This is a genomic window from Arthrobacter sp. Leaf337, from assembly GCF_001423745.1.
Classification (GTDB): domain Bacteria; phylum Actinomycetota; class Actinomycetes; order Actinomycetales; family Micrococcaceae; genus Arthrobacter.
In genome coordinates this window covers 703047-725617 of the sequence record NZ_LMPC01000012.1, presented here as the reverse complement: position 1 = coordinate 725617, position 22571 = coordinate 703047, and the positions used below count along the sequence as shown (strand labels likewise).

The following is a 22571-nucleotide window of genomic DNA, read 5'->3' as shown; positions in this document are numbered from 1 at the left end:
TCCGTCCGACACCCTACTCCGTGCGGCGGCGTTCCAGGTTGCGGCGGCGCTGCTGCGCGAGGGCTTTGAGCAGCGGCGGCACAACGACGCCCTGGGCCGCCATCTGCCGCCGCACCTTGCGCCGGGTGTAGATAATCGCCGCGGAACCGATTCCTATCAGCACGAACTGGACACTCAGGGCGATCCGGAACGGGTCGAGGCCATAGAGCTCACCCTGCGAGAACCCGGTGGCATGGAGCACGTCAAGCACGACGCCCACGAGGTAGATGGCCACGAGCGCCGCAATGAATCCGCCGACGTTGACGATTCCGGTGGCGGTTCCGATCCGGTGGGCAGGATTAAAGGTTCGGGCAAAGTCGAAGCCGATCATGGATCCCGGCCCTCCGATGGCCAGCACCACCACCAGCCCGGCGAGCATCCACAGCGGAGAGCGGCCGGGCATGAGCAGCACGGCGGCCCAGGCCGCCGCCGTAGTGGCCGCAATGAGGAGCACCATAGTGGAGCGGCGCAGCGGGTGCCGGGAGACGAACCTGCCGATCAGCGGGCCCGCTGCGATGGCAGCGGCAACGTAGATGGCCATCAGGCCCGACACCGTCCCGGCGCTGAGTCCCTGGGCGGAGATCAGGAACGGGTAGCCCCAGGTCATGGCGAACACCGTGCCGCTGAACTGGATAGTGAAGTGGCTCCAGAGCCCCAGCCGGGTGCCGGGCTGGCGCCAGGCGCGGGAGAGTGAAATGCCGGTGGCCTTGAGGCCCTGGCCTGCTTCCGGCCGGGGGTGCCCGGGCGGCTGGTCCTTCAGCACCGCGAGCACCAGTACGACGGCGAGCGCGGACATGGCCGCGAGCGTCAGGAATGCGGGGGTCCAGCCGGCCGAATGGAGGATCATCGCGAACGGGACCACGCTGAAGAGCTGGCCGAGCTGGCCCGACATTCCTGTCAGCTGCGTGATCAGCGGCACCCTGGCCGGGGCGAACCACAGCGGGATCAACCGGATCACCGAGATGAACGTCATGGCATCCCCGGCGCCCACCAGTACCCGCCCCAGCACGCCGCCCGGGATATTGTCCGCGAAGGCAAGCTGAAGCTGGCCGAGTCCCATGAGGACGGCTCCCCCGGCGATCATTGTCCGTGACCCGAGCCGGTCAACGAGGACGCCGACAGGGATCTGCAGTCCGGCGTAGACCAGGAGCTGCAGCACGGTGAAGAAGGAGATCTCCGCTGCGGTGGCATGGAACCGCTCGGTCGCTTCGAGGCCCACCACGCCAAAGGACGTGCGTTGGCTGACTGCAACCAGATACGCGAAAATTCCGACGGTCCAGATGAGCCAGGCGCGCGGTGCAGTCACGTCTCCATTATGCCCGCTGCCGGGATAAGTCCTATTTATTGACGGGGCTCTTCCCGGGCGAGATACGCCTCCACGGCTGCGCCGAGAGCGTCGGCGTTCGGCAGTTCGTCGTTTTCATCAGCCAGCAGGGAGCGACGGACTGTGCCCTCAGCCTTCTCGTCATAACGCGTCTCCAGGCGCGAAACCACCTGCTGCACTTCTTCGGAGGCCTCAAGCTGCTCGGCGATCTGGCGCCCGACTTCGCGGCCGGCCTCCCGCAGGCGGTCAGTGGGAAGCATCAACGAGGTGGCTGCGCCAAGGTACTCAAGCCCGGCCACGGCCGCGTTGGGGTACTCGGCGTCCGCGAGGTAATGCGGGACATGGATGACGTAGCCGGCAATATTGCGGCCAGCCTCGGTGAGGCGCAGTTCCAGGATGTGGCCCACCGCGGCGGGAACTTCCACCGTGGGCTTCCAGACCGAGATGCCCTCGATGAGTTCGGGACGGTTGCCGTGGACGGTGACTCCCACCGGCCGGGTATGGGGAACGGGCATCGGGATGGAGTGGATCCAGGTCACCAGGTTCACGTCGAGATGCTCCACGATCCGGACAACGGCCCGGGCGAACCGCTCCCACTGGAGATCTGGCTCGAAGCCGGCCAGGAACAGGAAGGGTTTGCCCAGTCCGTCCACCAGCCGGTAGAGGGCCAGGCTGGGCGCCTGGTAGTCCTGGAGGTGATCCTCCACGAAAGTGACGTGCGGGCGGCGCGAGCGGTAGTCGATGAGCTGGTCGGCATCGAACACAGCCACCATCTCAGAGTCGAGGGTGTCCAGCAGCTCAGTAGTGATCTGCCTGACCACGTGGCCGGCGTCTGCGAATCCCGTGAAGCCCATCACCAGGTTGAGCCCGCGGAGACCCGGGTCGTCGAACAGCTCGGCATTGCTCACAAAGAGAGCGTCGGGGTCCAGCAGGGAGCCGGAAATCCGTTCAAGCACGGCGTGTTCCTTTCGAGGTGGCGGCGGAGGCGGGGGTCGGCAGCGCTTTGGGCGGGGTGGTCCGCGCAGATGCGCCGGATATTTTCTACAACGCACCGGCCGCCCGAAGCATTCCGGATCCGGGGTGCACAGCGGCAATGTGCCGCAGGTCTCATCAAATTCAGCGCCACCGGGACGGAGAGACTACGATCGGAACTGGCCCTACGGACGGCCTGGCAGACACCGGGTTGCGTCTCAAGCCGACGACGGCCTGTTCCATGGCGGGGCGCCCAACATGCGCATCCTGCCGAAAATCACAGAGAATTGAGGACTGATCCTCGTGGTCAAGAATACTGAAATCAAACTTAGCGTCATTGCGCGTGACGTTAACAAGTCGCCCACGGACGCGCTGGTCATTGGAGTGGCGCAGGGTCCTGACGGTCCTTTACTGCTGGACAACCCGCTGACGGCCAAGTCCGCCGAGGCAATCGCGGAGTCCCTGAAGGTTCTTGGCCTCACCGGCGCGGCCGACCAGGTCCACAGGCTGCCCGGGCTCCCGGAAGCCGGCGCCGCCGTCCTGGTGCTGGCTGGGATCGGCAAACCCGGCGCCGGAGGAAAGCTGACTGAAGAGGCGCTGCGCCGCGCGGCCGGGTCCGCTGTCCGCCAACTTGCCGGACTCACCACTGTGACGCTGGCGCTCCCGACGGCATCCCTCGCCGACGTCGCTGCCGTCGCCGAGGGCGCGGCCATGGGTTCGTACTCGTTCACGGAATACCGCTCAGCTGCCAACGGCCGCAAGGACCCGGTGAAGAACGTCGTCATCTTCACGGATTTCGCCGCCGACAAGGACCTGCAGCCCCTGCTGGAGCGTTCCGCCCTCATCGGGAAGGCGGTCAACGCGACCCGTTCGCTGGTGAACCAGCCCCCCAGCCACCTGTTCCCCGAGTCCTTTGCCGACGCCGCCAAGGAGCTCTCCAAGGGCCTGCCGGTCAAGGTCACTGTGTGGGACGAAAAGCGCCTCGAAAAGGAGGGTTTTGGCGGGATCATGGGCGTTGGAAAGGGATCCACCCGGCAGCCCAGGCTGGTCAAGGTGGAATACGCCCCGTCCAAGGCAACGGCCAAGATCGCCCTTGTGGGCAAGGGCATCACCTTCGACACCGGCGGAATTTCCATCAAGCCCGCCCTCGGCATGGGTGACATGAAGAGCGATATGGCGGGCGCCGCCGTCGTACTTAACACCGTGCTGGCAATCGCAGGCCTGGGCCTTCCCGTTAAGGTGACCGCATGGCTGTGCATTGCTGAAAACATGCCCTCCGGCGCCGCGCAGCGCCCGGCGGACGTCCTCACCATGTTCGGCGGGAAAACCGTCGAGGTCCTTAATACGGATGCCGAAGGCCGGCTGGTCATGGCCGACGGCATCGTGGCCGCCAGCCAGGAATACCCGGACGCCATCATCGACGTCGCCACCCTCACCGGCGCGCAACTGATCGCCCTCGGCAACAGGACGGCCGGCGTCATGGGCTCGGACAGTGTCACCGGACCGCTCAAAGCCGCGGCCGACCGTGCCGGCGAGCTGGTGTGGCCGATGCCGCTGCCGGAAGAGCTCCGCGCCAGCATCGATTCCGAGGTGGCAGACCTGGCCAACATCGGTGAGCGCCACGGCGGCATGATGACCGCTGCCGTGTTCCTGCGTGAATTCGTCGGAAAGGGCAAGGACGGCGAGCAGATCCCGTGGGCCCACATCGATATCGCCGGTCCGTCCTTTAACAACGGCAGCCCCTACGGATACACCCCCAAGCAGGGCACCGGCTGCACCGTGCGCACCCTGGTGGCCTACGTCGAGGACGTCCTGGCAGCCTCCTCGTAACCGGCTCCGCCTCACCGTCCGTCCGCAGGGTCGGTGAGGCTGTCCGGGGCTTTATGGCGGGTCTGATCCGTCCGCCACAAAGCCGCGTGACACTCGACACAAGCGCTCCACAAACGCCGTGACAAGGTGGAGCATGGATAAGTGGTTCGCTAAGGTGAACTGCGGTAGTCACAAATGCAAGAGAACCGGCCTGCTGGCATAATCACGGCAGAGCAAGTTCCAAGACCAGATGATGCGTACTCTCGTGTCATCGTTCACGCGAGGGAGCGTCTAAGTGGCCGATCAGGCAACTGCGCAAGAATTCGACATCCTGGTACTCGGCGGTGGCAGCGGCGGATACGCCACGGCCCTCCGCGCCGTTCAGCTGGGCCTCACTGTAGGCCTCGTGGAGAAGGGGAAACTCGGGGGCACCTGCCTGCACAACGGCTGCATCCCCACGAAGGCCCTCCTGCACTCGGCCGAGCTCGCCGACCACGCACGCGATTCCGCAAAGTACGGCGTCAACGTGACGCTGGACAGCATCGACATGAGCGCAGTCAACGCTTACAAAGACGGCATCATCGCCGGCAAGTTCAAGGGCCTGCAGGGCCTGATCAAGTCCAAGGGCATCACCGTCATCGAAGGCGAAGGCAAACTGCAGGGCACCGACACCGTCGTCGTGAACGGCACTGCATACAAGGGCAAGAACATCGTGCTCGCCACGGGTTCCTACTCCCGCACCCTGCCGGGCCTGGAAATCGGCGGCAAGGTCATCACCTCCGACGAAGCCCTCACCATGGATTACATCCCCAAGAGCGCGATCATCCTGGGCGGCGGCGTGATCGGCGTCGAGTTCGCTTCGGTCTGGAAGTCCTTCGGCGTGGACGTCACCATCGTTGAAGGCCTGCCGTCGCTGGTTCCGAACGAGGACGCTGCGATCGTCAAGAACTTCGAGCGCGCGTTCAAGAAGCGCGGCATCAAGTTCTCCACCGGCGTGTTCTTCCAGGGCGTTGAGCAGAACAACGACGGCGTCAAGGTCACCCTCGTTGACGGCAAGACCTTCGAAGCCGACCTGCTCCTGGTAGCAGTAGGCCGCGGACCGGTCACCGCCAACCTGGGCTACGAAGAAGCCGGCATCACCATCGACCGCGGATTCGTCATCACCAACGAACGCCTGCACACCGGCGTCGGCAACGTCTACGCCGTGGGCGACATCGTCCCGGGTGTCCAGCTGGCCCACCGCGGCTACCAGCAGGGCATTTTCGTGGCCGAGGAAATCGCAGGCCTCAAGCCAGTCATCGTCGAGGATGTCAACATCCCCAAGGTCACCTACTCCGAGCCTGAAATCGCCACCGTCGGCTACACCGAGAAGGCTGCCAAGGAAAAGTTCGGCGACGACCAGGTGGAAACCCAGGAATACAACCTCGCCGGCAACGGCAAGAGCTCCATCCTGGGCACCGGCGGCATCGTCAAGCTGGTCCGCCAGAAGGACGGCCCCGTGGTGGGCGTCCACATGATCGGTTCCCGCATGGGCGAGCAGATCGGTGAAGCACAGCTGATCGTGAACTGGGAAGCCTACCCGGAGGACGTGGCACAGCTGCTGCACGCCCACCCGACCCAGAACGAGGCCCTGGGCGAGGCCCACCTTGCCCTCGCGGGCAAAGCCCTCCACGGCTAGTACTTCCGCTTTACCACAGGGCTTAGTGCACCCGGCATGATCCGCAGGGTGCACTAAGCTCGAACACGGCAGCAATCATCCGCACTAAAGATCAATAAGGAGAACGGGGACGACATGTCTGAATCCGTTAACTTGCCCGCCCTCGGTGAGAGTGTCACCGAAGGAACCGTCACCCGCTGGCTCAAGCAGGTAGGTGACCGGGTAGAGGTGGACGAGCCGCTGCTCGAGGTTTCCACCGACAAAGTAGACACCGAAATCCCCTCTCCGATTGCTGGCGTGATTGAGGAAATCCTCGTCGCCGAAGATGAGACCGCCGAAGTCGGCGCTCCGCTCGTCCGCATTGGTGACGGCTCGGGTTCCGCCGGCGCATCCGAAGCAGCGGCCCCCGCCGAGGCCGCCCCGGCCGAGCAGGCCCCCGCAGCCGAAGAAGCACCCGCCGAAGAAGCACCCTCGACGGAGGCGCCTGCCCCCGCTGAGGCCCCCGCCGCCGAAGCAGCCCCCGCCGCTTCCGGTGAAAGCCACGAAGTAACCCTTCCGGCGCTCGGCGAATCGGTCACCGAAGGCACCGTGACCCGCTGGCTGAAGGCCGTTGGCGACTCCGTCGAGGTTGACGAGCCGCTCCTGGAGGTATCCACCGACAAGGTGGACACCGAAATCCCGTCGCCGGTTGCCGGCACCCTGCAGGAGATCCGGGTCAACGAGGACGAGACCGCCGAGGTCGGCTCCGTCCTTGCCGTCATCGGCTCCGGCGCAGCCGCACCGGCTGCCGCTCCGGCAGCCCCGGCTCCCAAGCAGGAAGCACCCGCCGCCGAGGCTCCCGCAGCAGCACCTGCGGCCCCGGCCGCAGCGCCTGCCAAGGAAGAAGCACCGGCAGCGCCCAAGCAGGAAGCTCCGGCACCGGCAGCACCTGCTGCGGAATCTGCTGCACCGGCCGAGTCCGGCTACGTCACTCCCCTGGTCCGCAAGCTCGCCAACCAGCAGGGCGTGGACATCGCCTCGCTGACCGGCACCGGAGTTGGTGGACGCATCCGCAAGCAGGATGTGATCGCTGCCGCCGAGGCCAAGGCTGCCCCGGCCGCCGCAGCCCAGGCACCGTCCGCAGCAGCTGCACCGGCTTCAGGTGCGGAGTCCTCTCTGCGCGGCACCGTGCAGAAGGCACCGCGCATCCGCCAGGTCATCGCCCGCCGCATGCGGGAGTCGCTGGACGTCTCCACGCAGCTGACGCAGGTCCACGAAGTGGATATGACCAAGATCGCCAAGCTGCGCCTCAAGGCCAAGAACTCCTTCCAGGCCCAGAACGGCGTGAAGCTGACCTTCCTGCCGTTCATCGCCAAGGCCGTCGCCGAAGCGCTGAAGCAGCACCCGAAGGTGAACGCTGCCTACGACGAAGACAAGCAGGAAATCACTTACCACAACGCCGAGCACCTGGCGATCGCCGTGGACACGGACAAGGGCCTCCTGGTTCCCGTCATCTCCGACGCCGGCAGCCTGAACCTTGCCGGCCTGGCCGGCAAGATCGCGGACGTCGCGAGCCGCACCCGCGACGGCAAGATCGGCCCGGATGAGCTGTCCGGCGGAACGTTCAGCATCACCAACATCGGGTCTGTCGGCGCACTGTTCGACACCCCGATCATCAACCAGCCGCAGGTGGGCATCCTCGGTACGGGTGCGATCGTCAAGCGCCCCGTGGTGGTCACCGACGAAAACGGCGACGACTCGATCGCCATCCGCTCCATGATGTACCTCTCCCTGACGTACGACCACCGCCTGGTGGACGGCGCCGACGCAGGGCGCTTCCTGCAGACCCTCAAGGCCCGCCTTGAGGCCGGCGCCTTCGAGGCGGACCTGGGGCTGTAAACAACAGCACACGACGGCGGTACATGCACCGGTGGGCAACCACCGGACGGCCTGCACCGCCGTCGTTTTTGTTTACCAAATCGTCGCCGTTTCGGTCCGCGGGGCTTACTACGATGCGTAGAATCCTCTGGCTAGACTGGGCTCATGATTATCGTCTACCACATCATGGTCTTCCTCCATATCATCGGCGCAGCCATGATTGTCGGCATCTGGATCGGCAACATGAATAAGCCCACGGTGCATCCGCGCCAATTCGACGGCGCAGCCCTGCAGATCATCACGGGCATCGTGATGATGGGGCTCATCCCCGCACTGGACATGGAGGCGAACTACTTCAAGCTCGGCATCAAGTTCGCCATCGCGCTGGCCGTCGCGGTCGTCGCGTTCATGGGCCGCCGCAAATACAAAAAGGACGAGCCGATCAGCAAGGGACTGGCCCACAGCGTGGGCGGCCTCGCGCTGCTGAACGTTGCTATCGCCACTCTCTGGCAGTAGCGCAACTCCGGCAGTACCGCTGCTGCGCCAACGACGACGGCGGCCCTCCCCGGCAGGGAGGGCCGCCGTCGTCGTTGTGGCCGGTCAGCGGCGGGCCGGTGGCGGATTCCGTCTGCCAGTCAGTCGGTGGCGATGCAGAATTCGTTTCCTTCAGGGTCATGCATCACGTCCCAGTGGAAGTCGCCGATGTCGTGTCCTTCCACAAACACGGCTCCGAGCGATTCGGCGTGGGCCCGCAGCCCTTCCGGGTCGGGTCCATGGAGGTCAAGGTGCAGGCGCCGCCGGCCGGGTGTGGCGTCAGGGACCTCCTGGAAGGCCAGCTGCGGCGCTCCCGGAGCAGCCGGCTTGAGCCAGACGAACTGGTCAAAGCGGGCGGAGACCGTGGTTCCCAGCAGGGCAGCCCAAAACGCCGCAAGCTCTTCCGCGTTCCCGGCATTGACCATGATGGCCGCGATCCTCGCCTGCGGTGTCATGACGGCAGTGTGATCCCTTCGGCGTTGAGTTCCCATGGCGCCAGTGTAGACGGTCATAATCCTCTGACAGCGGACACCCCGTGCGCCGCAGGTCCTGAATCCATAGGATTGATCCGGAAGGTTTGGGCGGAAGCCCGGACCGGATCGAATCTAAGCTGAGGAGTGGATATGGCAGCAACACGCACCGCGCACACCGTATGGAACGGCGACCTGTTCGAGGGGTCCGGCAACACCACGCTGGACAGCTCCGGGCTGGGCACCTACGCCGTTACGTGGAAGGCCCGAGCGGAACAGTCGGAAGGCAAGACCAGTCCCGAAGAGCTGATCGCCGCAGCGCACTCGGCCTGCTTCTCCATGGCGTTCAGCCTGGCGTTGAGCCAGGCCGGCTTCACCGTTGAAGAAATCAACACCAAGGCAGATGTTACCTTCGTGCCGGGCACCGGGATCACCGGGAGCCACCTGACGGTGAACGCCACCGTCCCGGGCATCTCGGAAGAAGAGTTCCAGAAGATCGCCGGGGAAGCCAAGGTCGGCTGCCCGGTCTCGGGTGCCCTGGCCAGCATCGACATCACCATGGACGCCACGCTCGCAGCTTCCTAGGCTGCAGGCACGCGGCCGCTCCCAAGGATGCCGCACCACCGCACGGCGAAGGCCCCGCTCCTTCCTGGTTGTTGCCAGGAAGGAGCGGGGCCTTCGTTTGTCCGGGCAGCCGGCCGGATCAGTCCTTGGCGGTGCGGGCAGGCAGGGGCGCCGGAAGGAGCCGCCGGTAGCCTTCACGGAGCGGGGGCCGGTCCGTGGGAAGTTCCTGGATCATTTCCTTGAGGGCGCCGATGCCGTACTCAAGCTGGGGGTCCCGGCCCGCAGCATAGGCGTGCGGCGGGAACGTCACCTCAATGTCCGGTGTCACGCCGTAGTTCTCGACGCCCCAGCCCACGCCGCCGCTGAACCAGGTGGCGTACCGCGGCTGCGTCACTCCGGTTCCGTCCGCGAGGGAGAAGCGGTTGTCAATGCCCACCACACCGCCCCAGGTCCGGGTGCCGATGACCGGCCCGATCCCGCGTAGCTTGGACACCTGGGTGATGATGTCACCGTCCGAGCCGGCAAATTCGTCCGTCAGGATGACCACCGGTCCGCGGGGCGCGTGATGGGGGTACGTCCGGGGCCTTTCACCGCGCGGCATGCTCCATCCGGTCACCTTGCGGCCGATGAGTTCCGCAACGAGCTGGGACGTGTGCCCGCCCCGGTTGCGCCGGACATCCACGATCAGCCCGTCCAGTGCGGTCTCAGTGTCGAGGTCGCGGTGGAGCTGCGCCCAGCCGTTCGCGAGCATGTCCGGGATGTGGAGGTAGCCGTACGTTCCGCCGGACGCTTCACGCACTGTCCGTCGATTGCCGGCCACCCATTCCTGGTACCGCAGACGCTCCTCGTCCTTGACCGGCACCACAGCGATACGGCGCTGCTTTCCTGCCGCCTCACCGTGGGCCGCGCCGTTGCGCAAGGTCAGCTCCACGGCTTTTCCGGCGGCGCCCACGAGCTGCATGGCGGGCGTCAGCGTTTCGGACAGTTCCACGCCGTCGATCGCGAGCAGGACGTCCCCGGCCTTGGCGTCTGCACCAGGCCTGGTCAGCGGTGAAGTGGCGAGCGGGTCCGATGACTCCCCCGCCAGGATGCGGGTAATTTCCCAGCCCGTTCCGGTGAAGGCCAGATCCGCGCCCAGGCGGCCCTGCCCGGCGCTGCCGTTTTCGGTGACAGCCGCCGGACGAACGTAGGCGTGCGACGTGCCCAATTCCCCGTGGAGCTCCCACAGCAAGTCCACCAGGTCATCGTGCGAGCCGAGCCGGTCCACGAGGGGACGGTAGCGGCGGTGCACCGATTCCCAGTCCTGTCCTGCCATGTCTTCTGTCCAGAAGAAGTCACGCTGGAGCCGCCAGGCCTCGTCGAATGCCTGGCCCCAAACGCTCAGCGGATGCAGCAGCACGCGGATGCGGCTGATGTCCACCTTCACCAGTTGCCCCGAATCCTCGTCACCCTTGGAATCGGCGGGCGCCACCCGGATCTGCTTATCGTGCAGGAAGACCACTTTCCTGCCGTCGCCGGACACCCGGTAGCTGTCCAGGGCGTCCACAAGGGTGGCCGTCCTGCGCCTGGCCATGTCGAAGCGCACCAGACTGGGGGCGGCGTCCTTGTCGTCGGTGCTGGCCCGGCCGTCGCCGGTGACGCCGGCAAGGGCGTTGTCCAGCCAGAGCAAAGCGCCCGGCGTAGCCTCGAGCGCCGAGTAGTTGCCCTGCGGAACAGGCACTCCGATGACACGGTGCGCCAGGCCCTCTGCGTCTACCCGGACGGCAGGCACAGCGGAACCGGCGCCGTCGTCGTCGGCGCTTTCCGCGGAGGCGCGGTCCGGTCCGTCCGAGAGGTCCACCGAGGGGCCAAACGGCGACGGCGTGTCCGCGGCCAGCGCAACAAGGTAGGGCTTGATGGGGCTGGGGAAGGACAAATCAAAGGAGTGTCCGTCGTACACGGGGTCGAAACTCCGGTTCGAGAGGAACGCGAGGAATTTGCCGTCAGGAGTAAACGACGGCGAGGCGTCCCGGAAGCGTCCGTCCGTGACGTCCACGATCCGGAACTCCGGATCGTCCACTTTGACAATGCGGAGCCTGCTGCGGGAACCAAACGACGTGACCGGTTCGGACCATCCGAGCCACGCGGAGTCAGGGGACCAGCACAGGCCGTCGATGGTGCCCTCGCCGATGCTGGTGATGAGCTTGATGGTCCCGCTTCGCGTGTCGGCCAGATAGACATCGCCAAAGGACGTTCCCACGGCAACGGAGCGGCCGTCCGGGCTGGCCTCCATGGCACTCGCCCGGGTGGACTTGGGGAATTCGATCTTCTGCAAACGCCCGGCACCGGCGCCACCAGCGGGGATGACTGCTTCTTCAGGCGCCCCGCCGGCCACATCGCTGCCGCCGGAACCATCAACGGCGGGTGATGCCATGCCGGGGGTGTTCATCCCGGCGGCCGGGACGGGCTTCGGCAGGGACGTTCCGGTGTCCTGCCCGGCGGGCCGCTGGGGCCGGGCCGCAGCCGCTGCCTGCGCACCGGCCACCTGCGGAGCAATCTCTTTGATGTACAGGGCTTCCGCGCCGTCGTGGTCGGCCACATAGGCAATGCGGCCTTCGCTCAGCGGCCGCGGCAGCCGGGCACGGACACCGGGCGCGGCTTCAACGACCCGCGACGGCCCGTCCTTGTGCCGGAGCCAGTGGATGGTGCCATGCGCTTCGACGGCGCTTGAGGAACCGGTGTGGTCCGGAATCACGCCGCCAAGGTGCCTTGCGGTCTTAAGGAGTGCCGGCCTCCGCCCCTGCGAGGCTGATCCCAGCGATATGTTGAGTTTTACTGCGTCGGAATCCAGGTCAGGGACCAGCCAGAGCTCGCCGGCGGATTCGAACACCACACGCTTGCCGTCCGTGGCCGCGTGGCGCACATAGAAGTCTTCGTGGTCCGTGTGGCGGCGCAGCCCGGTGCCGTTCGGCAGCACTGAATACAGGTTCCCATAGCCTTCGTGGTCCGAAAGGAAAGCTACCCGCCCGTCAACCCACATGGGATCCGCGAGGTTGCCGTCCAGTTCCGGAACAAGGCGTTCGAACTCCCCGTTGCCGTCGGCGTCGATCCAGAGCTTGCCGGCGGTACCACCGCGGTACCGCTTCCACCAGGCCGGCTCGCGTGAGAGGACACTGGCTACGACCACGGGGCGTTCGTCGCCGATCTCCGGGCCGAAGGCCACTGACTCGACCGGCCCGAAAGCGAGTTCCTCCGACCAGCCACCCTCCAGCGGAACACTGTAGGCATGCGTGTGACGGCTTTCCGCCTGCCGGAACGCGCTCGTGACCAGTACGTCGCCGGCCGCGGTGAAGCCCTTGACCCGGGTGGAAGCATGCCCGAAGTACGTCAGCTGGCGGTACCCTCCGCCGTCGACATCCGCGGTGACAACCTCGGGCGCTGTTCCCTGCACAACCGTCCACACCAGGCGCTTGCCGTCGGGTGTGAAGCGCGGGTTGCGGGCCGGCAGCTGAAGGGAGGAAACCCGCCAGGCGCGGCCTCCGTCCAGCGGCGCAATCCAGACGTCGTCTTCGGCCACGAAGGTGACCAGATCGTCGTGCAGATGCGGGAAACGAAAGTAGCTCGAAGAGGTCATCGTTAGATCATAGTCAAAGTCCAGTGGGCCGGACGGGAGGTTCCGCCGCCGTGCCGGGCATGGTGAGATGGATCATGCGAATCATCATGGCCGGCGCCTCCGGCCTTATCGGAACCGACATGTCCGCCCACCTGCGCTCGGGTGGCCATGAGGTCATCCGTCTCGTGCGCCGGGCACCGGCGGCTGCAGGCGAACTGCAGTGGGATCCGGCAGCCGGGCAGCTTGATCCCGCCCACCTGGAGGGCGCGGACGCCGTGATCAACCTGGCAGGAGCCGGGATCGGGGACCGGCCGTGGACCCGGGGACGGATCGACGAGCTGTTCCGGTCACGGCTGGACCCCACGCACACGCTGGCGGCCGCAATGGCGAAAACGGAACAGCCGCCCAAGGTCTTCATCAGCCAGTCAGGCTCGAACTACTACGGGGACCGCGGGGCGGCAGTTCTTCGCGAGCACGCCTCGAACGGCTCCGGAGTCATGGCGCGGATCTGCCGGGAGTGGGAAGCCGCGGCGCACACGGCTCCGGCGGGCGTTCGTGTGGTCACGCCCAGGACGGGGGTGGTCCTCAGCCGTTCGGGAGGCGCACTGGGACGGCTGCTGCCGTTGCTCCGGCTCGGCCTTGGAGGTCCCCTCGGGAACGGCAGGCAGTGCTGGCCGTGGATCACGCTGCCGGACGTATCCTCGGCCTTCAGCTTCCTGCTCACCTCCCCGTTGTCAGGTCCGGTCAACCTCTGCGCCCCCGAGACCGCAGACGTCAATGCCTTGGTGGCACGGCTTGCCGCCGCACTCCACCGGCCGGCCCTCCTCCGGGTGCCGGGGCCGGTGCTGCGCCTGGTCATGGGCAAGCTGGCCGATGAGCTCCTGCTCGGGAGCCAGCGCATGGAGCCGGCACTACTGGCCGAGGCCGGGTTCGAGTGGAAGCATCCCTCGCTGTCCGAGGCAGCGGCCTGGGCAACCGCCCGGGACTAAGCGTTCGAAGCTAAACCTCGGGCAGGATCTCTTGGATCCGCCACCGCCCGCCGGAACTGACCAGGACCAGGCGAAGCCGCTGCTCCGGACCGGCAGGTTCCACTGCCACGACGTTTCCGCCGGCATCGGTTTCCCGATATTCCGAGTTGACTGCGGTGATTGCCACCACGGCGCGTGAGTCCGAACCGCCGGGCGCCGCCTCGGCCCGAGTCAGGGTGGTGCTGAAGCCGGCCAGGACATGGCCGGTATCCCTGAGCTTCCCGCTGACTTTGGCGTCGGCTGCGGCAGCCGGGGAATTCTCCAGGTTGACCTCGTCCAGCAGCCCGAGTTCCCCGGAGCTCAACGCAGCCGACCGTAGTCCCGCCAGCCCACGCACGGCCTCCTCGGGCCGTTGCGAAAGCGCCAGCTGACGGGCCTCCGCCTGAACGGGGCTTCCTGCCGCCCCCGGCCGGACGTCCGGCGATGGCGCCGCCGCTGTCTGCCTGGACTCTGGCTCGGCTGCCTGCTGTAGGGCCTGCTGCGGTCCGGCCAGGAACCACGCGGAAGCGATCACCAAGCCGGCAAGCGCTGCAGCCGCGGCGCCCATCCTGCGGCGTTTACCCCCGGCATGCCGGCCCGCGACGCGCCTCCGGCGGCTGAAGGGGCCACCGGGGCTCCCCAGGCGGCGTCGCAGGGCACGGAGCTTCGCCGCGCCGCGCGCGTCGCGGGACGGCGGGACGTTGCGGCGGGTCAACAGCTGGGGAAGCACTGTGGGGTGGACCGCGCCGGACAAATCCACCGCGGTGGCGTCCGCGCTGCGATAGACGGCAGCCGCAAACTCCAAGGCCGTCGGCCGTTCCCGACGGTCCCCCCACAGGCCGGCTTCCAGCGCGGAAGCGAGGGCCGTCGGCACGCCGGGAACCAGGAGTGAGAGGGGCGGGCGCTCCGGGCCGGACTCCGGTGCCTTGCCGGTCAGGCAGTACCAGCCGACGGCTGCGGCGGAATAGACATCCCGCTCGGGCTGCAGCCCTGCCCTTAAGGCGTCCACCGGCGCCGGGTCCAGGAAGCCTGCCGTGCCGGCCGGGGAAGCATCCGCGGCGTCGCCCACCATGCGAGTAACACCAAGGTCCGCCAGCAGGGGCTTGCCGTGGGCGGTGAACAGCACATTGCCCGGCGACACATCCGAGTGCATGAAACCCTGACCGTGGAGGTACCCCAGAGCTTGGGCAAGCGGCGTCAGGACAGTCACTGTTTCGCCAACGCTCAACGGGCTGCGGCAGGTGACCAGCTGGGCCAGGGAGCCGCCGGCCGCGTAATCCATGACCAGCCCCAGGCCTCCGGCTGCTGCACCCCGGAGCCTGACCACATCGTGGGCTCGAACCAGGTGACCGTGGTCCAGCGCGGAAAGAATCCTGAGTTCCCGGCGCACGGCGTCTTCCGTCGCCCGGGCCTCCCTGCCGGGAACACCGCCGTCGGGCCCGGACAGCAAACGGCCGTCGGCCGCGTCAAAACACTTCACCGCAAACTCACGGAGAGTCTGCTCCTCCCGGACAAGCCATACGCTGGCGCTTCCGCCGCGCCCGAGTTCACGCACAACCTCATAGCCGGGAACCTCCGGGGCCGCGCCGTCGTCATCGTATTTCTCCATACCCAAGGAATAGCGGAATCGGCAGAATTCCGCAGAAGTTATCCACAGGCACCGCAGTGAGAGGTTAAGCACAGAATCAGGCACGACGGCGGACGGGGTCTAAGCTGGATGCCATGACTCTTGAGTTTTCCACGCTGGGTCTTGCTCCGGATTTCGTTGATTACATGAAGGGCTGGGACATCCAGCGCGAACTCCATGACAAAGTCGTCGCAGCTGAAGCACCCAGCACAGTCCTGCTCCTTGAGCATGCAGCCGTTTACACGGCCGGCAAGCTCACAGAAGACCACGAACGCCCGTTCGACGGAACCCCCGTCGTCCCCGTGGACCGCGGCGGCAAGCTGACCTGGCATGGTCCCGGCCAGCTCATCGCCTATCCGATCCTCAAGCTGAAAAACCGGTCAGGCATCCGTGACTACGTCGAACGGCTCGAAGCCGTGATGATCGCGGTCATGGCCGAGTACGGCATCACTGCGGAGCGGATCAAGGGACGCGCCGGCGTCTGGATCAAGGCTGACAGCAAGGGGCCGGACCGCAAGATTGCCGCAATCGGCATCCGCGTCCTCGACGGGGTCACCATGCACGGCATCGCCATCAACTGCAGCAACGATCTGGCACCGTATGCCCAGATCATTGCCTGCGGCATCACCGACGCCGGTGTCACCACGATGTCCATTGAAGCCGGCAGGACCATCACCCCCGGTGATATTGCGGACCGGGTCGTGGCGGAATTCCGAAAGCACGAAGAAGCACTCGTTTCAAGCCCCGAAGGAGCTCTACTGTGACACTGGCACCAGAAGGCCGGAAGATGCTGCGTATCGAGCAGCGCAACGCGGCCACCCCGGTGGAGCGTAAGCCGGAGTGGATCAAGGCCAAGGTCCAGATGGGCCCGGAGTTCGTCCAGCTCAAGAACCTGGTAGGCCGGCTGCCCGAACATCTTCGAGTGCTGGGAAGACAAGGAAGCCACCTTCCTGATCGGCGGTTCAGAGTGCACCCGGCGCTGTGATTTCTGCCAGATCGACACCGGCAAGCCCTCCCCGGTGGACATGTTCGAACCCACCAAGGTGGCCCGCTCGGTCCAGGCCATGGCGCTGCGCTACGCCACCGTGACCGGGGTGGCCCGGGACGACCTCGCCGACGAGGGCGTCTGGCTCTACGCCGAAACCGTCCGCAAGATCCACGAACTGAACCCGGGCACCGGCGTCGAACTGCTGATCCCGGACTTCTCCGGCAAACCCGAGCACATCGCGGCGATCTGCGACTCCAAACCGGAGGTCTTCGCGCACAACGTCGAGACCGTGCCGCGGATCTTCAAGCGCATCCGGCCCGCGTTCCGCTACGACCGGTCCCTGGATGTCATCACCCAGGGCCGGAACCTSGGCATGGTCACCAAGTCCAACCTGATCCTGGGCATGGGCGAGACCCGCGAGGAAATCTCCGAGGCCCTGCGGGACCTGCACGAGGCCGGCTGTGACCTGATCACCATCACCCAGTACCTGCGCCCGTCCGAACGCCACCTGCCGGTGGACCGCTGGGTCAAGCCGCAGGAATTCGTCGACCTCGCCACGGAGGCTGAGGAGATCGGCTTCCTCGGCGTCATGTCCGGCCCGCTGGTCCGTTCCTCGTACCGTGCCGGCCGGCTCTGGGCCACCGCAATGCGCAAGAAGGGCTGGGAAATCCCGGCCGAACTCGCGCACATCGAGTCCTCCGGCAGCACCCGCCAGGAAGCCAGCTCCCTCATCGCGGCACACCACTAGGACCACCTGCCGGTGGACCGCTGGGTCAAGCCGCAGGAATTCGTCGACCTCGCCACGGAGGCTGAGGAGATCGGCTTCCTCGGCGTCATGTCCGGYCCGCTGGTCCGTTCCTCGTACCGTGCCGGCCGGCTCTGGGCCACCGCAATGCGCAAGAAGGGCTGGGAAATCCCGGCCGAACTCGCGCACATCGAGTCCTCCGGCAGCACCCGCCAGGAAGCCAGCTCCCTCATCGCGGCACACCACTAGGACCACCGTGACATTCAGACGTGACATTGAGAGAGGACCGATGATGTTCCCTACCAGGATCGAGATCATCCCGTCAGAGGGAATCGTTGATCGGGTCAGCGCCCACGTGCCTTTGACCACAACGCTTACCGTGACGTGCCTGCCGCACCACGGCATCGAACGGACCATGCGCACCGCTGTGCAGCTGAGCGTGCTCGGTTACTCCGTGGTTCCGCATCTCGCGGCGCGGAGCCTGCATGACCGGTCCCAGCTCACCGGAATCCTCCGCGACTGCAATGTCGCCGGCATCGGCGAAGTGTTCGTCATCGGCGGCGACCGGAAGCAGCCGGCCGGCCCGTACGGGTCAGCCCTCCCGCTGCTGGAAGACATCGCGCAATACACGGGCGGCATGATGCGGGCAGGAGTTGCCGGCTACCCGGAGGGACACCCCTCGATTGGGCCCGTGAACCTGCTGGACGCCCTGCTGGCCAAGCAGCATGTGGCGTCGCACGTGGTCACGCAGATGTGCTTCGACGCACCGAAAATCCTCGACTACGTGGCGCTCCTGCGCCGCGAAGGAGTGCAGCTGCCCGTCTGGGCCGGCGTGGCCGGCAACGTTCCGCGGACCAAGCTTGTCTCCCTGGCGACGCAGATCGGCGTCGGAAGTTCCCTGAAATTCCTCAGCCGCAAAGGCCCGCTGGCGCGCAAGCTCCTCAGCGGTGACCGCTACTCGCCGCAGAACCTGGTGGACGGGCTGGGAAGCCTGCCCGGGAACATCGCCGGCATCCACCTCTACAGCTTTAACAACCTCGATGCGGTCCCCGACGAAGTGGGCCCCGCGTCTTCCCCAACGGCACTCCAGCCAGCATTGATTCGAGGAGCAGCACGTGACAACTAAGACCCTGACGTCCCACCAGGAGCCGCATCTTGAAAGGCAGCTCAGCAACCGGCACATCCAGCTGATTGCCATTGGCGGCGCCATCGGAACCGGCCTCTTCATGGGATCCGGCAAAACCATTTCGGCGGCCGGCCCGTCCGTCATCTTCGTCTACATGATCATCGGCTTCATGCTGTTCTTCGTCATGCGGGCCATGGGCGAACTCCTGCTGTCCAACCTGAACTACAAATCCTTCAGCGACTTCGCGGCTGACCTGCTGGGGCCGTGGGCCGGTTTCTTCACGGGCTGGACCTACTGGTTCTGCTGGGTGATCACCGGAATCGCGGACGTGATCGCCATAGCCGGTTACTCGAAGGAACTCTGGCCGGGGCTCCCGCTGTGGATCCCGGGCCTGGCCACCGTGGCCATCCTCCTGCTCCTGAACCTCACCACTGTGAAGGCGTTCGGCGAGACGGAGTTCTGGTTCGCGCTGATCAAGATCATCGCCATCGCGGCGCTTATCATCGTGGGCCTGTTCATGATTTTCACCGGCTTCCAGTCCGACGCCGGCCCGGCCACCTTCACGAACCTGTGGAGCCACGGCGGCTTCTTCCCGAACGAGTTCATGGGCTTTGTGGCCGGCTTCCAGATCGCAGTCTTCGCCTTTGTGGGCATTGAACTGGTGGGCACCACAGCCGCCGAGGCCAAGGACCCGGAGAAGAACCTGCCCAAGGCCATCAACTCCATTCCCATCCGCGTACTGCTCTTCTATGTTGGCGCGCTCATCATCCTGATGTCCGTCACCCCGTGGACCCAGTTCCAGGCCGGCCACAGCCCGTTCATCGCCATGTTTTCCCTGGCCGGCCTCGGTGCCGCGGCCACCGTGGTGAACCTGGTGGTGCTTAGCTCGGCGATGTCCTCGGCCAACTCCGGCATCTACTCCACCTCGCGCATGGTCTACGGCCTGGCCCAGGAAGGTGACGCGCCGTCTGTATTCAGCCGCCTGTCCCGCCGCAAGGTCCCGCAGAATGCGCTGTTCCTCTCCTGCGTCCTGCTGCTCTCCGGCGTCATCCTGATGTATGCGGGCTCGGACATCGGCAAGGCATTCGACATGGTGACCACCGTCTCCGCCGTCTGCTTCGTTTTTGTGTGGTCCATCATCCTGGCCAGCTACCTGGCATTCCGCCGGCGCCGCCCGCAGCTGCATGAGGCATCCAAGTACCGGATGCCCGGAGGCATCCCCATGGTCTGGGTGGTCTTCGCCTTCTTCGCGTTCGTCCTGTGGGCACTGACCACGCAGCCGGACACCCTGCTGGCGCTCCTGGTGACGCCGGTGTGGTTCATCCTTCTCGGTGCCGCTTGGTTGGTGCTGCGCCGCCGGCCCGCGCACCTGGCCCGTTATGCGACGTTCCAGGCTGAACTCAGCCAGGACATGGAGCCCGGAGCAGCCGTTGAGCGGGAACTCGGGGACGTCAGGAAATGAGCGAGCATGTGCTGACCCTGGACTGTGCCGAGTCGCCGGGCATTGTCCACGCGATTTCGGGATTCCTCCTGGACCACGGCTGCGACATCATCGACAACAAGCAGTACGGGGACCGCGGGCAAGGGCACTTCTTTATGCGCGTGCACTTCGATTCGGGGCAGGATTCCTCCAGCACCGAGGAACTTCGCCAGGATTTCACGTCCCTGGCGGAGAAGTGGCAGATGAACTGGCAGCTGGAGCCGCATGGCCGCAAGCGCCGTGTCCTGGTGATGGTGTCCAAAATGGGCCACTGCCTCAATGACCTGCTGTTCCGTGCCCGCACGGGGGATATTCCGGTGGAGATCGTCGCGGTGGTCTCCAACCACCGCGAGCAGGAGGACCTGGTCCGGTGGCACGGCATCCCGTTCTTCCACCTCCCGGTCACGAAGGACACCAAGCCGGAAGCAGAGGCACGGCTTCTGGAACTGGTCGACGAGTTCGATGTGGAGCTCGTGGTGCTCGCCCGCTACATGCAGGTCCTCAGCGATGAACTCTCGGCCAAGCTGGCCGGCCGGACGATCAATATCCACCACTCGTTCCTGCCCAGCTTCAAGGGTGCGAAGCCGTACCACCAGGCTTACGACCGCGGGGTTAAGACCGTGGGCGCGACGGCCCATTACGTCAACGCGGAACTCGATGAGGGCCCGATCATTTCACAGCAGGTCATTGACGTGGACCACACCTACACCGCCGACGACCTGGTGGCCGTTGGCCGGGACGCCGAATGCGCCGCCCTCCGCAACGCCGTGCGCTGGCACTGCGAGGGCAGGATAATGCTGCTGGGCAACCGCACCGTGATCTTGCGGTAGCGCCGTTTCCTGGGAAGTACGACGCCGGCGGGTCACCTGACAAAGGTGGCCCGCCGGCGTCGAACTCTACAAATGGTTGCTTACAAGCCCCCGGATGAGTTACCCCGCCCCTGTGGCGGGGCAACTCATCATCCGGAAGGCGACGGTCGCCGATGGCACCCATGAACATCGGCGGGACCGCCTGCCACGGCCGCAGTCACTCCGCTGTGCCTGGACGGCCCGTGGCTGCAATCAACCTACCCGCAGGGCGGCAGGACCCACGAGGGGCTTTAGGCCTAATCCGGGAGGAACTTCCGGGCGTGACCTCGGACTCCTTGACGGCGGCAGGGGAATAACAGGGACCCTTGGGAGCCTTGTAATAACCGGGCGCTGACCACCGGTTGCCCTTTGAGAGGACCTCCTTGCCTACTACCTTTATCCCGTTCACTGTTCGCGCCACCGTCCGTGAGGACCACCAGCGCTCCTTCCGCACGGACATCGAGCGCCTCACCTCCAGCCACCGCGGCTGGGCGCCGCTGGACATGGTCAAGTCCACCAACACGCAGGCGCTTCTGCGGGGCGCCGTGCCCAATAGCGTTCACACCGCCACCGACGCGAGCCTGGCCCTTTATCTCCAGGACCGCCTCGCGGCCGCCAATGACATCCACCTGGATCTCACCGTCTGCATCGAGCGGTAAGGGACACCCGAGCCCCGGCCTGCTTGTCAGGCGGCGCTAGTGGTGCCGGCCTCGGGAGCCGTTGGGGACATGAACGCAAGATCACGTGCCACTGCCTGCAGGTACTGTATGGCTGACTCCTCAGTGAGGCCGTATTCGCGGATCAAGGATTCCACCGCCAGTTCGGTCAGGGGAGAAAGCGGCAGCGTGTTGGCGGTCCGTGCCTTCCGCGCCAGCTCCAACAGCAAATGGCACACCTTGGACAACCGCCGCGCGCATGCAAGGGCCCGGATGACGTCGTCGCTGGTGAAGGCGTGCGGGGCCGGTGCGTACAGCGTCAGGGCGGCGTTGATCTCCCACTCATCGATCATGGGCACGGACAGCACCGATCCCATGCCCTGACCGGCAATGGCGGCGGAATACCCGGGCCACCGGCGGTCTGCAGCGGCGTCGGGGATGTGGACGAATTCGGCGCTCGCCACCGCGGCCCGGGCAGGACCGTCCGCGAACGAGCTTTGAAGTCCGTCGACCTGCCGCCCCTTGAGCGAGCCCGCGGTCCAATTCCGGACTTCGCCAGGCCCCACACGCGTGATGGCCCAAAGGAAACCCCGGGCAGCTCCCCCGCCCGCTTCGACGAGTTCTTCCGCTGCATCGCCGAGGAAGGCTTGTACGTCGGGAATCTCCAGGACCGCGGACGGGAAGGCAACCGGTGGTTCCGGTCCGCTGTTCGTAGCTTCGGCCATGTTGCACGCTCAAATTAAGACGTTGCGGCTTCCTGCAAAACCCTGTAGGAAAAGCATAGGACCGTACCGCGAAATCCGCCCCGCTCTGGCCACAATCCGGTTCACCGGAACTGCCTTCAGCCCGGTGGAGGGACGGAGACCGGGTGACTTAACGGGGAGATGGTGTAAGTTTCTTCCGGCCAACAAATACACCTGAAACGAGAACCCCCAAGTGGCAACTGATTACGACGAAGTACGTTCCGACGTCAAGGAATCGCAGGACAGCTCCCTGGAAGCGCTGCAGTCGGCGAACGCCCCTGATGCCCGCAGCGTTGTCCGCGACCTGGACGAAGCAGATGCACTGGACGATTCCATTGTTCCCGGTGGCGAGTTTGTGGCCGAGGAGCTGGTGGTTCAGGTGGTGCCCCAGGCACGGGACGAGTTCACCTGCTACTCCTGCTTCCTGGTGCGGCACCGTTCACAGATCGCCCGAGAAAAGGACGGCCACGCGTACTGTATTGAGTGTGAAGGCTGACTCGATGCGGGCATGTGCTGTTTGTCGAGGCATTGGC

General features: G+C 65.8%; 18 protein-coding genes and 2 pseudogenes. 14 read left to right on the top strand and 6 right to left on the bottom strand.

Features of this window, described 5'->3' with window-relative positions; genetic code table 11:
• Positions 1-13 precede the first annotated feature (13 nt).
• Both ASF98_RS12550 and ASF98_RS12545 read right to left on the bottom strand, forming a co-directional pair.
• Positions 14-1345, bottom strand: a complete 1332-nt coding sequence (locus ASF98_RS12550) for an MFS transporter (RefSeq protein WP_055802183.1) — start codon at positions 1343-1345, stop codon at positions 14-16.
• A gap of 35 nt (positions 1346-1380) precedes the next feature.
• Positions 1381-2319 (bottom strand): proteasome assembly chaperone family protein, encoded by a 939-nt coding sequence (locus ASF98_RS12545; RefSeq protein ID WP_055802180.1) that lies wholly within the window; start codon positions 2317-2319, stop codon positions 1381-1383.
• A gap of 319 nt (positions 2320-2638) precedes the next feature.
• Here ASF98_RS12545 and ASF98_RS12540 point away from each other — a divergent pair, with 319 nt between their 5' ends.
• From ASF98_RS12540 to ASF98_RS12525, 4 genes are all read left to right on the top strand, one after another.
• Positions 2639-4165, top strand: a complete 1527-nt coding sequence (locus ASF98_RS12540) for a leucyl aminopeptidase (RefSeq protein ID WP_055802178.1) — start codon at positions 2639-2641, stop codon at positions 4163-4165.
• A 274-nt stretch (positions 4166-4439) separates the two neighbouring features.
• A complete protein-coding gene (gene lpdA / locus ASF98_RS12535; protein WP_028270850.1) occupies positions 4440-5822 on the top strand; it encodes a dihydrolipoyl dehydrogenase in 1383 nt (460 codons plus the stop codon).
• Between the two features lie 114 nt (positions 5823-5936).
• The gene (gene sucB, locus ASF98_RS12530; RefSeq protein ID WP_055802176.1) at positions 5937-7679 is read left to right on the top strand and encodes a 2-oxoglutarate dehydrogenase, E2 component, dihydrolipoamide succinyltransferase; all 1743 of its coding nucleotides are present in this window, start codon (positions 5937-5939) and stop codon (positions 7677-7679) included.
• Positions 7680-7823: 144 nt separating this feature from the next.
• Positions 7824-8174 (top strand): hypothetical protein, encoded by a 351-nt coding sequence (locus ASF98_RS12525; RefSeq protein WP_055802173.1) that lies wholly within the window; start codon positions 7824-7826, stop codon positions 8172-8174.
• Between the two features lie 119 nt (positions 8175-8293).
• On the opposite strand, the gene ASF98_RS12520 is transcribed toward ASF98_RS12525, so the two are convergent.
• Positions 8294-8647, bottom strand: coding sequence for a VOC family protein (locus ASF98_RS12520; protein ID WP_055802170.1), 354 nt, complete (start codon positions 8645-8647; stop codon positions 8294-8296).
• 168 nt (positions 8648-8815) lie between these two features.
• Here ASF98_RS12520 and ASF98_RS12515 point away from each other — a divergent pair, with 168 nt between their 5' ends.
• Positions 8816-9247: an OsmC family protein gene (locus ASF98_RS12515; protein ID WP_055802168.1), complete on the top strand. Its 432-nt coding sequence runs from the start codon at positions 8816-8818 to the stop codon at positions 9245-9247.
• A 118-nt stretch (positions 9248-9365) separates the two neighbouring features.
• On the opposite strand, the gene ASF98_RS12510 is transcribed toward ASF98_RS12515, so the two are convergent.
• Entirely contained in the window at positions 9366-12839 is a 3474-nt protein-coding gene (locus ASF98_RS12510; RefSeq protein WP_055802165.1) for a S41 family peptidase, read from the bottom strand.
• Between the two features lie 74 nt (positions 12840-12913).
• On the opposite strand from ASF98_RS12510, the gene ASF98_RS12505 reads away from it, so the two are divergent.
• Positions 12914-13807 carry a TIGR01777 family oxidoreductase gene (locus tag ASF98_RS12505; protein WP_055802163.1) on the top strand — a complete coding sequence of 298 codons (894 nt, stop codon included), beginning with the start codon at positions 12914-12916 and terminating at the stop codon, positions 13805-13807.
• Positions 13808-13817: 10 nt separating this feature from the next.
• Here ASF98_RS12505 and ASF98_RS12500 read toward each other — a convergent pair whose 3' ends face one another.
• Complete coding sequence (locus ASF98_RS12500; protein WP_055802161.1) at positions 13818-15434, bottom strand: serine/threonine-protein kinase; 1617 nt, start codon at positions 15432-15434, stop codon at positions 13818-13820.
• Positions 15435-15547: 113 nt separating this feature from the next.
• Between ASF98_RS12500 and lipB the strand changes: the two genes are divergently transcribed.
• From lipB to ASF98_RS12465, 7 genes and pseudogenes are all read left to right on the top strand, one after another.
• Positions 15548-16216 carry a lipoyl(octanoyl) transferase LipB gene (lipB, locus tag ASF98_RS12495; protein WP_055802158.1) on the top strand — a complete coding sequence of 223 codons (669 nt, stop codon included), beginning with the start codon at positions 15548-15550 and terminating at the stop codon, positions 16214-16216.
• Positions 16213-17188: pseudogene (locus ASF98_RS12490) on the top strand (lipoyl synthase). Before lipB ends, ASF98_RS12490 begins: the two are co-directional and overlap by 4 nt.
• 3 nt (positions 17189-17191) lie before the next feature.
• A pseudogene (locus ASF98_RS12485) lies at positions 17192-17434 on the top strand (lipoyl synthase); the annotation flags it as partial.
• Positions 17435-17474: 40 nt separating this feature from the next.
• Entirely contained in the window at positions 17475-18311 is an 837-nt protein-coding gene (locus ASF98_RS12480) for a methylenetetrahydrofolate reductase (protein WP_082506814.1), read from the top strand.
• Positions 18301-19773: a D-serine/D-alanine/glycine transporter gene (gene cycA / locus ASF98_RS12475; RefSeq protein WP_055802151.1), complete on the top strand. Its 1473-nt coding sequence runs from the start codon at positions 18301-18303 to the stop codon at positions 19771-19773. Before ASF98_RS12480 ends, cycA begins: the two co-directional genes overlap by 11 nt.
• On the top strand, positions 19770-20621 hold the full coding sequence (gene purU, locus ASF98_RS12470; protein WP_055802148.1) for a formyltetrahydrofolate deformylase: 852 nt from the start codon (positions 19770-19772) through the stop codon (positions 20619-20621). Before cycA ends, purU begins: the two co-directional genes overlap by 4 nt.
• A gap of 401 nt (positions 20622-21022) precedes the next feature.
• On the top strand, positions 21023-21298 hold the full coding sequence (locus tag ASF98_RS12465) for a hypothetical protein (protein WP_055802143.1): 276 nt from the start codon (positions 21023-21025) through the stop codon (positions 21296-21298).
• A gap of 26 nt (positions 21299-21324) precedes the next feature.
• Here the strand turns inward: ASF98_RS12465 and ASF98_RS12460 are convergent, their stop codons facing one another.
• Complete coding sequence (locus ASF98_RS12460; RefSeq protein ID WP_055802140.1) at positions 21325-22020, bottom strand: GAF domain-containing protein; 696 nt, start codon at positions 22018-22020, stop codon at positions 21325-21327.
• Positions 22021-22231: 211 nt separating this feature from the next.
• On the opposite strand from ASF98_RS12460, the gene ASF98_RS12455 reads away from it, so the two are divergent.
• Positions 22232-22534, top strand: coding sequence for a DUF4193 domain-containing protein (locus tag ASF98_RS12455; RefSeq protein ID WP_028270230.1), 303 nt, complete (start codon positions 22232-22234; stop codon positions 22532-22534).
• Positions 22535-22571: the final 37 nt, after the last annotated feature.

Bases quoted from the DNA above. Each gene is read 5' to 3' on its own strand.
- sucB (WP_055802176.1), top strand. From the start codon at position 5,937: ATGTCTGAATCCGTTAACTTGCCCGCCCTCGGTGAGAGTGTCACCGAA.
- ASF98_RS12525 (WP_055802173.1), top strand. From the start codon at position 7,824: ATGATTATCGTCTACCACATCATGGTCTTCCTCCATATCATCGGCGCA.
- ASF98_RS12520 (WP_055802170.1), bottom strand. From the start codon at position 8,647: ATGACACCGCAGGCGAGGATCGCGGCCATCATGGTCAATGCCGGGAAC.
- ASF98_RS12515 (WP_055802168.1), top strand. From the start codon at position 8,816: ATGGCAGCAACACGCACCGCGCACACCGTATGGAACGGCGACCTGTTC.
- ASF98_RS12510 (WP_055802165.1), bottom strand. From the start codon at position 12,839: ATGACCTCTTCGAGCTACTTTCGTTTCCCGCATCTGCACGACGATCTG.
- ASF98_RS12505 (WP_055802163.1), top strand. From the start codon at position 12,914: ATGCGAATCATCATGGCCGGCGCCTCCGGCCTTATCGGAACCGACATG.
- ASF98_RS12500 (WP_055802161.1), bottom strand. From the start codon at position 15,434: ATGGAGAAATACGATGACGACGGCGCGGCCCCGGAGGTTCCCGGCTAT.
- lipB (WP_055802158.1), top strand. From the start codon at position 15,548: ATGACTCTTGAGTTTTCCACGCTGGGTCTTGCTCCGGATTTCGTTGAT.
- ASF98_RS12480 (WP_082506814.1), top strand. From the start codon at position 17,475: ATGATGTTCCCTACCAGGATCGAGATCATCCCGTCAGAGGGAATCGTT.
- purU (WP_055802148.1), top strand. From the start codon at position 19,770: ATGAGCGAGCATGTGCTGACCCTGGACTGTGCCGAGTCGCCGGGCATT.
- ASF98_RS12460 (WP_055802140.1), bottom strand. From the start codon at position 22,020: ATGGCCGAAGCTACGAACAGCGGACCGGAACCACCGGTTGCCTTCCCG.